General features: G+C 54.7%; 11 protein-coding genes and 1 rRNA gene. 4 read left to right on the forward strand and 8 right to left on the reverse strand.

Annotated features, from left to right (window positions below):
- Positions 1-102, forward strand: a 5S ribosomal RNA gene (rrf, locus tag ACFCTO_RS08560); the annotation flags it as partial.
- 402 nt (positions 103-504) lie between these two features.
- Here rrf and ACFCTO_RS08565 read toward each other — a convergent pair.
- Positions 505-900, reverse strand: a complete 396-nt coding sequence (locus tag ACFCTO_RS08565; RefSeq protein WP_499876732.1) for a hypothetical protein — start codon at positions 898-900, stop codon at positions 505-507.
- Positions 901-956: 56 nt separating this feature from the next.
- The gene (locus ACFCTO_RS08570; RefSeq protein ID WP_072983190.1) at positions 957-1,841 is read right to left on the reverse strand and encodes a DMT family transporter; all 885 of its coding nucleotides are present in this window, start codon (positions 1,839-1,841) and stop codon (positions 957-959) included.
- A gap of 110 nt (positions 1,842-1,951) precedes the next feature.
- Between ACFCTO_RS08570 and ACFCTO_RS08575 the strand changes: the two genes are divergently transcribed.
- Positions 1,952-2,842: a LysR family transcriptional regulator gene (locus ACFCTO_RS08575; RefSeq protein ID WP_492001196.1), complete on the forward strand. Its 891-nt coding sequence runs from the start codon at positions 1,952-1,954 to the stop codon at positions 2,840-2,842.
- On the opposite strand, the gene ACFCTO_RS08580 is transcribed toward ACFCTO_RS08575, so the two are convergent.
- The 6 genes from ACFCTO_RS08580 to ACFCTO_RS08605 form a co-directional block, all read right to left on the reverse strand.
- Positions 2,808-4,178 carry a uracil-xanthine permease family protein gene (locus ACFCTO_RS08580; RefSeq protein WP_444320970.1) on the reverse strand — a complete coding sequence of 457 codons (1,371 nt, stop codon included), beginning with the start codon at positions 4,176-4,178 and terminating at the stop codon, positions 2,808-2,810. The two genes, ACFCTO_RS08575 and ACFCTO_RS08580, sit on opposite strands and share 35 nt — an antisense overlap.
- 15 nt (positions 4,179-4,193) lie before the next feature.
- A complete protein-coding gene (arcC, locus tag ACFCTO_RS08585) occupies positions 4,194-5,144 on the reverse strand; it encodes a carbamate kinase (protein WP_499876733.1) in 951 nt (316 codons plus the stop codon).
- Between the two features lie 109 nt (positions 5,145-5,253).
- Positions 5,254-6,447 carry a knotted carbamoyltransferase YgeW gene (gene ygeW / locus ACFCTO_RS08590; RefSeq protein WP_492001194.1) on the reverse strand — a complete coding sequence of 398 codons (1,194 nt, stop codon included), beginning with the start codon at positions 6,445-6,447 and terminating at the stop codon, positions 5,254-5,256.
- 34 nt (positions 6,448-6,481) lie between these two features.
- Positions 6,482-7,801, reverse strand: coding sequence for a YgeY family selenium metabolism-linked hydrolase (locus tag ACFCTO_RS08595; RefSeq protein ID WP_492001193.1), 1,320 nt, complete (start codon positions 7,799-7,801; stop codon positions 6,482-6,484).
- Positions 7,802-7,831: 30 nt separating this feature from the next.
- Positions 7,832-9,040, reverse strand: coding sequence for a diaminopropionate ammonia-lyase (gene dpaL / locus ACFCTO_RS08600; protein ID WP_492001192.1), 1,209 nt, complete (start codon positions 9,038-9,040; stop codon positions 7,832-7,834).
- 358 nt (positions 9,041-9,398) lie between these two features.
- Positions 9,399-10,037: a helix-turn-helix transcriptional regulator gene (locus tag ACFCTO_RS08605; protein WP_499876734.1), complete on the reverse strand. Its 639-nt coding sequence runs from the start codon at positions 10,035-10,037 to the stop codon at positions 9,399-9,401.
- Positions 10,038-10,347: 310 nt separating this feature from the next.
- Here ACFCTO_RS08605 and ssnA point away from each other — a divergent pair, with 310 nt between their 5' ends.
- Together ssnA and ygfK are read left to right on the forward strand one after the other, a co-directional pair.
- A complete protein-coding gene (ssnA, locus tag ACFCTO_RS08610) occupies positions 10,348-11,685 on the forward strand; it encodes a putative aminohydrolase SsnA (RefSeq protein ID WP_492000754.1) in 1,338 nt (445 codons plus the stop codon).
- A 13-nt stretch (positions 11,686-11,698) separates the two neighbouring features.
- Complete coding sequence (gene ygfK / locus ACFCTO_RS08615) at positions 11,699-14,209, forward strand: putative selenate reductase subunit YgfK (RefSeq protein ID WP_499876735.1); 2,511 nt, start codon at positions 11,699-11,701, stop codon at positions 14,207-14,209.
- Positions 14,210-14,225: the final 16 nt, after the last annotated feature.

The raw sequence follows: 14,225 nt of genomic DNA on the forward strand, positions 1-14,225 counted from the left end.
TGCGGGGATCCACCTGTTCCCATGCCGAACACAGCAGTTAAGCCCGCAAACGCCGAAAGTACTTGGGGGGAGGCCCCCTGGGAGGATAGGAAGCCGCTGATTAAGAAAAAAAGCACTAGCTTAGGCTAGTGCTTTTTTTGTTGTTCGTTGTTAGTGGCTCGTGGCTCGTTTTTGCGACCTTATGGCCGCAGCGTAGGGGCCGACTTGTTAAGGCGGCCCGCTGCGAATAAATGGTGATATACATAACAGGTCCATGAGGCATGGTTTTGCGAACTGCGGCCTGCGGCCTGCGAATGGCGTTTTCTCCGAACAGCATTTCGCGGGATTCTCACAACGGGACGCCTAGCCACAGCTGTCCGTTTTGGCAGCCGTCCTGCGCCTCCTGCTGGTCGGCACCTGACGGGCCAAAAAGGCTTAGAGGATGTCCCCTACGAATGCGGCCCGGTGGACCGTCTGCTAACTGCGACCGGCGGCCTGCGAATAATGTTTTCTTTAAACGCCGTTCTACAGCAATTCGTATTTTTGGTTTTTTTGATAGCTTATCATGAATACCCGGCCCTTTTCGTCGAACATGATGGTCAGGTAATAGTCCGGGTAGACGACGTCGGACAGGAGGTATTCGTTACCGATGGCCTTGAGTTCATACATGAATTTGAAGGCTGGACGCAGCTTTTTCAGGGCGTCGCTTTTTTTGTCGCCAATCTGCAGGCCGTAGAAAGAATGAGGGACTTTGTCATCAGCACTGATGATGAGGTCTTTTTTTCCTTGGCGACTGTAATACAGGTCCTGCCATACCGTTGCTGGCTTGGCTTGTTGTACGCCTTCTTCCTGGCCCAGTGCCAGGCCGGGAAGCCACAATAGGCCTAAGAGTCCGGCTGCGATAAGACGATTTTTTTTCATAAAGACACCTCCGCATTCAGCATAGGCCGGGCGGAGGTGTTTTGTCAAGGCAGGTGTCATCCATTTTGACAGCTATGCGTTTTGCAGCGATATTTTTCGGGAAGCTGGACGATGATGATGCCCAGGAGGATACAGATGGCTCCGGCTAATTGGACGGGCGTAAAGGTTTCGCCCAGAAAAATGACGCCCAGGACGGCGGCGATGAGCGGGTTCAGTGCTGTAAACAGGCCGGCTTTTTCGGCGCTGGTATACTTTTGGGCGACGGGCTGGAAGGTGAAGCCAAAGACGGAACAGATGAAGACCAGGGCCAGGATGGCACCCCACGTCGTCGTATCGGCAGGAACGGCCGGGCTTTCAAATAAGACCATGCCTACTGTACTGTACACGGCGAGGAATCCCATTTGCAAGATCCCCAGCAGCAATGGGTCGTACTGCCGGGCCAGGCGGGCGGTCAGGCAGATCCAAATGGCGTAGAAGACGGAACCGGTCAGGCAGATGATTTCTCCCGGTGCCAGATGGAAGACGGCGCCTTGCAGGGTAAGACAGGCGATGCCGATAAGGAGCAGGCTCGTAGCCGTCAGGACTTGCTTTCCCGGCCAATGGTGGCTGACGACGGCCATTAGGATCAGGACCCAGACGGCGGATGTATTTTCCAGGAAGGCCGCTGTCGACGAGGGAATTGTCGTCAGGCTGATGAGTTCACAGGCCATGCAGGCGAAGAGGAAGGTCCCTAAGAGGCCGGCAGCCTTCCATAGCTGGCGCGTCAACAGCGGGAGGCGGCGGTGAAAGAGCAGCAGCAGGATAAGTGTCGTCAGGGCGAAGCGGATTGCCAGTAATTCTAAAGGCGGTATCCCGTTCAGTCCGATTTTCGACAGGAGATAGGAAATGCTGCGCGAAGCGATGACGATAATGAGCAGTATTTCTGCATTTCTTTGTTTCATGAAAAAGTCCCTCCTTACTTTTTTCTTGCTTTTATGATACGATAAAAGTAGTATGGAGAGAATAGCAAAATAATATATATAGTTTTGATAAAAAGGCAAAGGTGATAGACATGAATACGGAAAAATGCAGGCTCTTGCTGCAAGTCATCCAGGCGGGCAGTTTTTCTTCAGCTGCCGAACGATTGGGATATACCCCGTCTGGCGTCATGCGGTCCATTGCATCGCTGGAAAAAGAAATCGGCTTTCCCCTGCTGGGGCGGACGGCACAAGGCATTTATCTGACCCGTGAAGGGCAGGCAGTGCTCCCTTATCTGCGCCGCCTCATCCGCGATGAAGATGCTTTGTTGCAGTACAGTGCCCAGATCCGGGGATTGACGGCCGGGGATATTTACATTGGCTCTTATTTCAGTGTAGCCGCCAACTGGCTGCCGCAGATCATACAGGCTTTCCAGCAGGCCTATCCGGCAGTCCACGTCCACATCGAGGAATGCGCCAATAAAGTGATGTGCGATGGATTGGAAGAAGGGCGCTTCGATTGTTGTATCACGACGTGGCGCCCTTTTTCCGGAGACTGGATCCCCTTATGTGAAGATGAAATGGTCATGTGGCTTCCGGAAAATCATCCCTTGGCACGAGCCGAGGTATACCCGTTGAAGCAGTTGTGTCATGAATCTTTTATTGAACCACTGCCGCAGCAGGATACGGATGTCGTCCGGATCCTCAAGGAAGAACATATTTCTTATGAAACGCGATATACAGCCATCGATAACTATACGACCTATCGCATGGTCGAAGCCGGCCTGGGCGTCAGTATGAACAATCGCCTCATGACGGCACAGTGGCAGGGCCGCGTGGCTATCCTTCCCATGGATCCGCCCCATACGATTACCATTGGCATTGCCATTCCCAGCCGGGATGGGGCATCACCGGCAGTCAAGAAATTCATCCATTACGTGCAACAGGGAATCAGTCAGATCCTTGAGCCGAAGGATTCTCACTAGGCCTTCCATGGCGTTTGGGCAGGATGAGGTTCAGGCTGATGGCGATGATCGAAGCGATGACGACAGGGGCTTTGCCGAAAATCGTCGTCACCCAGGCCGGGAAGAGATAGAGCGATTCAGGCGCAGCCGACAGGCCCATACCCATGGCGACGGCCAGGCCGATGATGGACATGTTGCGCGGTGTCGCTCCATCGGATAGAGCCAGGCGGATACCGGTCATGGCGATGGAGGCGAAAACAGAAACGGTAGCTCCGCCGAGGACGGCGTAGGGAATGGTCGTCAAGAGGCCGGAAAATTTAGGCACGATACCGGCGATGAGGATGATAATGGCCGCCAGGGCCAGCGTAGCCCGGTTGATGACTTTCGTCGTCGTGACGATGCCGACATTCTGGCCGAAGGTCGACGTCGGCAGGAAGCCAAAGAAGGCGCCGAGGATATTCGTCGCCCCCAGTCCCAGAAGGGCGCCGTGCAGTTCATCTGATGTCGGGGGCCTGTTCATGGCGCCCGATGTCGTCGCCGAGAAGTCGCCAATGGCTTGGACGGAGTTGATGATGAAGAGCACGGAAATGGCGATACAGGCGGGAATGTCGAATTCCAGGCCGAAGTGCAGGACTTGGGGGACCTGGAGATAACCGGCATTAGCGACGTTGTCGAATTGAACCATACCCATGGTCAGTGCCAGGATATAACCGGCCAGGATGCCGACGAGAATGGAAGCCAGGCGCAGCAGGCCTTTACCAAAGTTTGTGAAAAATATCACAACAACCAGTGTGAACAAGGCGACGACCCAGTTCTTCCAGCTGCCGTAGGTCGGGCTGCCGACGCCGCCGGCCATATAGTTGATAGCAATGGGATAGAGAGACAGGCCAATGGTAAAGACGACGGTCCCGGCTACGAGAGGCGGGAAAAAATGGCGGATACGGCGGATAGCCAGGCCAACTAAGATAGCGCAGCTTCCGCCAAATATCTGGGCCCCTAAAATGGCGGCTACGCCGTATTCGCTGGCCAGGGACTGCATGGTTGGCACATAGGCAAAGCTGACGCCAAAGATGACTGGCAGACCGGCTCCGAAATGAAGCCCTGTCCGGCGGCCGATAGGATAGAGCTGCAAGCAGGTACCGATAGCCGCGGCAATCAGGGAGGCCTGGATGAGCAGGACCCGGTCGGGCTGGGGCAGGCCGGCGGCCCCAGCGACGATGATAGCTGGCGTGACGCAGCCGACAATCATGGCGACGACGTGCTGCAGGGCCAGGGGCAGGGCTTCAAAGAAATGAGGGATGCCATCCATGGAAAAGAGCGAGGCGCTCCGGCTGTTTGAAATAGGCAGTTTTTCCACAATGATGCGCCTCCTTTAGGCCCGGTAAATGCGGGTCCCCGTCTTTCCGAGGATGCCTTCTTTGGCTTTTTGGAGCAGTGTGATCAAGGCTGTCCGGCCGGGACGGGATTCGGCGAATTTGACGGCGGCCTGGACTTTGGGCAGCATCGAACCAGGGGCAAATTCATTTTGAGCCATATATTGCCGGGCTTGGTCTGTAGTCATTTCCGACAGCCACTGTTCGTCCGCCTGGCCAAAATGGATGGCGACTTTTTCCACGGCTGTCAGGATGATGAGGTAGTCGGCATGGAGGTCTTCGGCCAGGCGTTCGCTGGCGAAATCCTTGTCGATGACGGTGCTGGCCCCTTTGAGGTGGTTGCCATGGCGCATGACGGGGATGCCGCCGCCACCGCAGGCGATGACCAGCTGGCCGGAATCGACGAGGGTCTGGATGGCGCCGATTTCAATGATTTCCTGGGGCAGCGGCGAGGCGACGACGCGGCGCCAGCCCCGGCCGGCATCTTCCTTGACGATGTAGCCGTATTCTTTGGCAGCGTATTCCGCCTGTTCCCTGGTCATGAAATGGCCGATGGGCTTCGACGGGTTCTTGAATGCCGGGTCTTCCGGGTCGACGCGGACCTGAGTGACCATGGTGGCGACGGGGATGTCGAAGATGTCGCGGTTGTACATTTCTTCGCGCAGGGCATTCTGCAGGTCATAGCCGATGTAAGCCTGGCTCATGGCGACACAGACCGACAGCGGCGTGTTGGGCTGGTTCGGGTCTTCCCGGCTCAGGGCGGCCATGGCGTGGTTGATCATGCCGACCTGCGGGCCGTTGCCGTGGGCGACGATGACTTCACAGCCTTCCTGGATGAGGTCGACGATGGCTTTGGCTGTCGTCTTGACGGCCAGCATCTGTTCGTGCAGTGTATTTCCCAGGGCGTTGCCGCCGAGGGCGATGACGATACGTTTCTTTTTCTCGGTCATGATAAATCTCCTTTTATGTGTGCAAAAGTTTTATAAATAATGAGTAAAACGCATGACAGGGGGATGAAAAAGGCACCGGTCCGGAGGACCGGCACTTTTGGCGGTCAAATTATTTCATTTTGCGCAGAATGCCGCGTTCTTCTAAGGCTTTCAGGGTCTGAGCCGGATCCTGGCATTTGGCCAGCATGATCATGGCGGCGATGACATAGGGTTTGTAGCTGGCTTCTTTATAGAGGGAATCGCGATAGCGGTCAAAGACAGAGGCTTCGACTTCGCCGTCTTCACAGCTGACGCCGTTGATGTCGGCCGGCAGGCAGTGGAGATACATAGCTTTGCCGTCTTTCGTGGTCTTCATCAATTCTTCTGTACAGCACCAGTCTTTATGTTGCGCGTTCTGGGCTAAGAGTTCCTGTTCCAGGGCGTCGATACCGGCCTGGTCGCCAGCGGCATAGAGGTTGGTCCGCTTTTTCATGGCTGCAAAGGGAGCCCAGCTCTTGGGATAGACGATGTCGGCGTCTTTGAAGGCGTCGGCCATGTCATGGGTGATGCGGAAGGAACTGCCCGATTTTTCAGCGTTCTTTTTGGCGACGTCGACGACATCCGGCATGACTTCATAGCCTTCGGGATGAGCCAGAACGACGTCCATGCCCAGACGGGTCATGAGGCCGATGACGCCCTGCGGGACCGAGAGGGGTTTGCCATAGGACGGGGAGTAAGCCCAGGTCATGGCGATTTTTTTGCCCTTCAGGTTTTCCAGGCCGCCCATTTCGTGGATGATGTGGGCCGCGTCGGCCATACACTGAGTCGGATGGTCGATGTCGCACTGGAGGTTGACCAGCGTCGGTTTCTGTTCGAGGATGCCGTCTTTATAGCCCTGCGTGACGGAATCGACGACTTCTTTCTGGTAGGCATGACCTTTGCCGATGTACATGTCGTCGCGGATGCCGATGACGTCGGCCATGAAGGAGATCATGTTGGCCGTTTCCCGGACCGTTTCGCCGTGGGCAATCTGGCTCTTCTTTTCGTCCAGGTCCTGGACCTGCAGGCCTAAGAGATTGCAGGCCGAGGCGAAGGAAAAACGGGTCCGCGTCGAATTATCGCGGAAGATGGAAATGCCTAAGCCGCTTTCAAAAATCTTTGTGGAAATATTGTGTTCCCGCATGAAGCGGAGGGCGTCGGCCAGGACCCAGATGGCTTCCAGTTCGTCATCGGTCTTGTCCCAGGTGAGGAAAAAGTCGTTTTCATACATGTCTTTGAAATTGAGGGCATTTAATTTATCGATGTAGTCCTGTAAGGTTTTCATAGGGCAGTCTCCTTTTAATCGTTATGGGATGTGATTATTTATCGGTGTATACAGAAGGTAATGCGGCATAGACGGCGGCACAGGTGACGAGGTCCTGTTTCCATGTCTTTTCGTTCGGTGCATGGGCCTGGGCTTCTGCGCCGGGGCCAAAGCCGATGACGGGGATGCCGTTGCGGCCCATGATGGAAACGCCATTAGTCGAGAAGGTCCATTTATCCGTCAGGGGGCGGGCTTTACGCATGGCTTCCGTTTCGGCAGTGCCGATGCGGCTGTCGCCGAAGAGGGAGGTATAGGCTTCTTCCAGGGCTTTGGTGACTTTGTGGTCTTTCGGGATGACCCATGTCGGGAAGTAACATTCGATGGGATAGGTCAGGCCGGTGTAGCTCGGGCGGGCGTATTCATACATGCTGACTTTGACATCGTCGCCGTACTTCTGGACGCTCGGCAGAGCCCGGATTTCATCGAGGCAGCTCTGCCACGTTTCGCCGGCCGTCATGCGGCGGTCCAGGGAGACGGCACAGGAATCGGCGACGGCGCAGCGGCTCGGCGAGGTATAGAAAATCTGGGAGCACGTGACTGTACCGCGGCCGAGGAAGTTGGCTTCTTCCCATTCGGGATTGTATTTCTTGTCGAGCATCTTGACCAGGCCTTTGATTTCCGTCGTGTCGGCTGCGTCATTTTCGTTGAGGGCCCGCACGTCCTGGAGGATATCGGCCATCTTGTAAATGGCGTTATCACCGCGTTCGGGCGCGCTGCCGTGGCAGGATACACCCTGGACGTCGATGCGGATTTCCATACGGCCGCGCTGGCCGCGGTAGATGCCGCCGTCTGTCGGTTCCGTAGAGACGACGAATTCCGGACGGACTTTGTCTTCGTTGATGATGTACTGCCAGCAGAGGCCGTCGCAGTCTTCTTCCTGGACCGTACCGGTGACCAGGACGGTGTACTTGTCGGACAGGAGGCCCAGGTCCTTCATGATGCGGGCGCCGTAGACGGCAGGAACGATGCCGCCAAGCTGATCCGACGTGCCGCGGCCGCCGATTTCCGTTTCCGATTCAAAGCCTTCGTAGGGATCGAAATCCCAGTTGGCCTTGTTGCCGATGCCGACGGTGTCGATGTGGGCGTCGAAGCCGATGAGGGTCTTGCCGGTGCCCATGTAGCCCAGGACGTTGCCCATGGGGTCGATTTCCACTTTATCGAAATCGAGTTTGCGCATTTCTTCGGCAATGCGGTCGATATGTTCCTTTTCGCCGCAGCTTTCACCGGGGAATTTAACGATGTCCCGCAGGAAACGGGTCATATCCTGTTCATAGCCTTTGGCGGCTTCTTTGATTTTTTCGTACGGTACTGTCATGAAAATCACTCCTATATCTTATATAATGTTTTACTTATTCAAACCGCGCCAGACGATATTCTTATAGCGTTCCGGGTCCGTGTCGCCTTCTGTCGAGAAGACCAGGACCTGTGAATGGTCGTCGAGGCCGAGTTCAGCGCGCAGGTCTTTACATTCGTCGGATAACATGATCGTAGCCAGGGTGCCGAAGGGGACGGCACCGGATTCACCGGATACGATGGGCGCATCTCCTTTAAGGGGCGCTGCCAGCATACGCATACCGCGGACCGTGATGGGGTCATCGGCTGCGATGAAGGTCGTCACATGGTTCTTGAGGATGTCCCAGGAAATGGTGTTCGGTTCGCCGCAGGCCAGGCCGGCCATGATGGTATCCAGGTCACCGCCGACCATGCGGGGCTTGCCGTCACCGGCTGCGGCACCTTTATACAGACAGGCTGCGGCCGATGCTTCGACGACGATGAATTTCGGCGGATTGTCTTTATAGAGGTTGGCGAAGTAACCGACGACGGCACCGGCCAGGGAACCGACACCGGCCTGGACGAAGATGTGCGTCGGCCGTTCGACGCTCTGGGCCTTCAGCTGTTCGCCAGCTTCCATGGCCATCGTGCCGTAGCCCTGCATGATCCACGACGGGATTTCTTCATAGCCGTCCCAGGCCGTGTCCTGGACCATGACGCCGTGCGGCGTAGCGGCGGCTTCTTTGGCTGCCTGGCGGACGCAATCGTCGTAATTGAGGTCGAGGATGTCGACGTCGGCGCCGAGTTTCTTGATGTTTTCCAGCCGCGTCTGGGTCGTGCCTTTCGGCATGTGGACGACGGCTTTCTGGCCCAGCTTCTGGGCGGCCCAGGCGACGCCGCGGCCGTGGTTGCCATCGGTTGCCGTGAAGAAGGTTGCCTGGCCGAATTCCTGGCGGAGCTCATCTGACGTCAGGACGTCATAAGGCATGTCCGATACATCGCGGTGCGTTTCCTTGGCGATGTACTTGGCCATGGAATAGGAACCGCCCAGGACTTTGAAGGCATTGAGGCCGAAGCGGTACGATTCATCTTTGACGAAAATCGAACCGACGCCCAGGTAGCGGGCCATCTGTGTGAGCCGGGTCAGCGGCGTTTCCCTGTATTGCGGGAAACTCTGGTGGAATGTCCGGGCCTTGGCGACTTCGCTGAGGGACATGATCGGCAAATTTTTATCATCTGATTTGGGCAGATGGTTCATAGCCCATTTCATATCTTTCTTCATATCCGTACCTCCTAAAGATAAACTGAAAAAATATTTTAGCAAATCTAAAAGTTTTTTGTATACCTAGAGTATAACATGACCTTACAGATTTGCAATAGAAAAGAGCTAAAAATTTGTTAGGTATCTACACTTTTTTTGCAATGACAGAAAGAGAACTGTTACATTTGGGCATAGAAAAAGGGCTTGTCGCATGTGCAACAAGTCCTTTTTTGAGTATTAAGTTTGCAGTTTGTAGTTTTTAGTGAAGGCTTTTAAATTTAAAGCCAGCTTCTACAAACTACAAACTCCGTACTATAAACGATAAAGAGAAAGGAATCTTGCATGATGATAGAAGCCTTCGTGCGACAGCCCTTTAATCTCACTCTTCTCCGCTGTCGATGTAGCTGTACAGGGTGTATTTGGAGATGCCGAAGTGTTTGGAGATTTTGTCACCGGCCTTGGTGATCAGCAGGGCCCCGCGGTCGTTGAGGAATTTGATGGCTTTGATCTTGTCTTCCCGTGTCATGAGGGGGACAGGTTTGCCGACCTGTCGCGTCGATTCGTCGATGAGTTCATCTAGGAGGTCCGTGACGTTCTGCGGGATGCGGCTGACATTATCTTCCTTGGACGTGACCGAGATGAGCGGCTTGATGGCATTTTCGACCATCATCAGTTCGGTAATGTCATAGTTGATGGAGAAGATGCCGATGACTTTTTGCTGTTCATTGCGGATGTAAATGGTCGTCGACTTGAGGATGCGGCCGTCTTTGGTCTTGGTCAGGTAACTCGTATGGTCCTGGAGCTTGTCGGGATCGCTGCGCAGGGCGTCGAGGACGGCCATGGACGGGCCATCGCCGACTTTGCGGTTGGTGACGTGGCCATTTTCGATGGCGACGATGGAATTTTCCTTGTAATTATCGCTCAAGTCGTGGATGACGATTTCACAGTTCGGGCCGAATTGGTCTGCCAGGCCTTTGGCTAAGTGACGCAAGAAGTTGAGGACGACGTCGTCTAACATAGGGGGCACCTCTTTCTCATATCAAAAACAGATTATTAGCTTATCTGCTAAAAATTTTTTAGGTACTGTTACTATAGCATATTTTCGGGATAAATCAACGCCCTTGGTGAAAAAAGGTATGTCGAAAAAACATCTTTCCATTACAGGCTATAACAAAAAGATAATAAAAAATTTTTAGACTAAAAAAAAATTGACAGGTAAGGCGGAACGGGTTACTATTAAGATAGATACGAGAATGACATAAATAACATACATTAACTGCAAGAAACCTTATGATTTATGATTTGTATAGCATAGAGGAGGTATACTTATGTTAATCGTCGGAAATGGTCACGTCGTTACCCGCGACGCGAAGAATCAATATTTCCCTGATGGCGCCGTAGCCATAGACGGCACGACAATCTGCAGCGTCGGCCAGACAGCTGAAATCCGCAAGGCTTTTCCCGATGCGGACTTCATCGATGCTAAAGGCGGTGTCATCATGCCGGCTTTCATCAACGTTCACGAGCATATTTACAGCGCCATGGCCAGGGGTATGAATATCGACGGCTATGCGCCCAAGGGCTTCCTGGACATCCTCGACGGCCTGTGGTGGAACATCGACCGTCACTTGACCAATGACCTGATCTATATGAGCGCCATGGAAACGTATGTCGAATGTATCAAGAACGGCGTGACGACGGTTTTCGACCATCACGCCAGCTTTGGTGAAATCAAGGACAGCCTCTTTGCCATCGGTCAGGCGGCGCAGGAACTGGGCGTCCGCTCGTGCCTGTGCTACGAAGTCTCCGACCGCGACGGCCAGGAAAAAGCCCGCCAGGCAGTCCTGGAGAATGAAGCCTGGATCCGCCACGCTCAGGCCGACACGACGGACATGATTGCCGGCATGATGGGTATGCATGCCCAATTTACCATCAGCGATGAAACGATGGCCCTGGCTGCCGAACATAAACCGGACGGCGTGGGCTATCACATCCACGTCGCCGAAGGCATCGAAGACTTGCAGGATTGCCTGAAGAAACACGGTAAACGCATTATCGACCGCCTTTATGACTGGAATATCTTAGGGTCCAAGACCCTGCTTGGCCACTGCATCCACGTCAATCCCCACGAAATGGACCTCATCAAGGCGACAGATACCATGGTCGTCCACAATCCGGAATCGAACATGGGCAATGCCTGTGGCTGCCCGCCGACGATGGACATGGTCCACCGCGGCATCCTGACCGGCTTGGGGACCGATGGCTATACGCACGATATGATTGAGTCCTATAAAGTCGCCAATATCCTGCACAAACACCATCTCTGTGACGCTACAGCCGCCTGGGCTGAAGTACCGCAGATGCTGTTCTATAATAACGCAGCCATGGCCAACCGCTATTTCAGGAAGCCCTTAGGCGTACTGGCAGAAGGGGCTGCAGCCGACGTCATCGTCATGGATTACATTGCCCCGACGCCGATGAATGAAGAAAACATCAACAGTCACATCTTATTCGGCATGAGCGGCCACGATGTCGTCACGACCATTGCCAATGGCAAAGTCCTCATGGAAAACCGCCGGCTCACCGGTGTCGATGAAGAAGCCCTGATGGCTAAGATCCGCGAAGGCGCAGCGACCCTGGCCGGACGCATTAATGGATATTTATAAGGAGGAATCTATCATGAGTGATCGCATGACATCCATTCCCTTTGGAAAATTGATGAACTGGGTCCTGACCGAAGCGCCGTCAGGGACGATCTTTGGCGTCCACCATCGCCTACAGGCCGACCCGAATCGGACATATACTATCTTTGACAGACCGCTGGAAATGCCCTTTGGCCCGGCTGCCGGTCCCCATACCCAGCTGGCCCAGAATATCGCTGCCGGCTATGCGGCGGGAGCGCGCTTCTTTGAACTGAAGACGGTCCAGAAAATCGACGGCGAAGACCTGCCCGTTCCCAAACCCTGCATCAAGGCCAACGATGAATGTTACAATGTCGAATGGTCGACGGAACTGACCGTCCCTAAGGCCCTGGAAGAATACGTCAAGGCCTGGTTCCTGGTCCACGTCATGGCCGTCGAATACGGCTTAGGAAGTCCGGACGGGATGCAGTTCAACATGTCCGTCGGCTACGACCTGGCAGGGATACAGACGGCAAAAATCGATTCGTTCATCGAAAATCTGAAAGACGCATCCCATACGGCTATCTTTGCCGAGTGCAAAGCCTGGCTCCTGGCCCATCTGGACCGGTTCCAGAAACTCCGTCGGGAAGACGTCGAAGCCATTCCGGCAGAAATCTGCAACTCTGTCACGGTCTCGACCATGCACGGTTGTCCGCCCGATGAAATCGAACGGATTGCCCGCTATTTACTGAAAGAAAAACACCTCAATACCTTCGTCAAATGCAACCCGACCTTACTGGGCTATGACTTCGTCCGGAAATGCATGGATGACCTGGGCTATGGCCATATGGTCTTCGATGACAGCCATTTCAAGGCGGATTTACAGTACCGTGATGCCGTACCCATGCTCAAGGGGCTGCAGGAAGCGGGTAAAGAGGAAGGCCTGTTGTTCGGCGTCAAACTGACCAATACCTTCCCCGTCGACATTACGCGCCATGAATTGCCGGGGACGGAAATGTATATGTCCGGCAAGCCCCTCTTTTTCCTGTCCATGAATGTGGCCAAGAAGCTGAGTGAAGCCTTTGACGGCAGCCTGCGTATTTCTTACAGCGGCGGTGCCGATGCCCACAACATCAAGAATATCGTCCGGGCCGGCATCTGGCCGGTCACGGTGGCGACGACGCTGCTCAAGCCCGGTGGCTATGAACGCTTTGCCCAGCTGGCACAGTGTTTTGAAGGTCAGCGTGGACAGGCGTTTACTCGTGTAAACGTCAAGGCCCTGGATGACTTGCTGGCTAAGGCTCAGGATGATGCCCACTATGCCCGTCTGGACCCGAAGGCCCAGCAGCGCAAGAACGACCAGGCACTGCCCTTGATGGACTGCTTCATGGCACCGTGCAGCCAGACTTGCCCCATCCATCAGGATATCCCGGCCTATATGGACCTCGTCGCCGCCGGGAAATATGACCAGGCCCTGCAGATTATTCTGGAAAAGAATCCCCTGCCCTTTACGACGGGGACCGTCTGCTACCATACCTGTATGAACAGCTGTACGCGCAATTTCTGCGATGCCCCTGTTGAAATCCGGCGCAATAAGCTGATAGCTGCTGAAAAAGGCTATGCCAGCGTCATGACGACTTTGCAGGCTGCGCCGTCCAATGGGAGAAAAGCGGCTGTCATCGGCGCCGGTCCGGCCGGACTGTCGGCGGCTTATTTCCTGGCCCGCGGCGGCCTGGATGTGACCGTCTTCGATAAGAACGACGAACCTGGCGGCCTGGTGCGGACCTTCTTGTGTGAAAAGAAAGGACAGATTTCACCAGAAGCCATCGACAAGGATGTAGCCCTCATCGAAAAGATGGGTGTCCATCTCGTCGTCGGCAGGGCCATCGCCTCGCTCGACGAATTGCAGGGCTATGACATCATCCTGGCGGCCTGCGGCGTCAAAGGGAAAATCGGTGACACCCTGGCCGGCGCCATCGAAGGCCTGACCGTCATCGGCGATGGCCATTACGGCAAGACGACATCCGTCGTCGAATGTATTGTCGACGGCAAGCGGGCGGCGGAAGGCATTTTAGGCCAGATGGCCAGTGTCGATACCCTGATTCCAGCTGATATAAACGACGTTTACTTGAAGCGGGGTATCCTGGAAGCAGCACCGGAAACAGGCTGTGACGGCCGCTGCCTCCATTGTGACAGCGTCTGCGAAGTCTGTACGGAAGTCTGCCCCAATCGGGCCAATGCAGCCATCCAGGTACCGGGCCATATGCAGGCTCAGATCCTGCATATCGACTACATGTGTAACGAATGTGGCAACTGCCGGACCTTCTGTCCCTGGGGCGGTGCGCCGTATGTAGATAAATTTACACTCTTCGCTAATGAAGACGATTTAGACCACAGCGATAATTCGGGCTTTGCCGTCCTCGACAAGGCCAGCGGCTTCTGTAAAGTCCGCCTGGATGGAGAAATCCGGACGACGACTTTAGGGACGGCTGATGAAGCAATCCCGGAAGACCTGCGGACCTTCATGGAAACGGTCTGCCGCGATTACGATTACCTGCTGATTGAATAGAGAAAGAAGGGAAAGC

The organism is Megasphaera indica (genome assembly GCF_046614755.1).
Lineage (GTDB): Bacteria > Bacillota > Negativicutes > Veillonellales > Megasphaeraceae > Megasphaera > Megasphaera intestinihominis.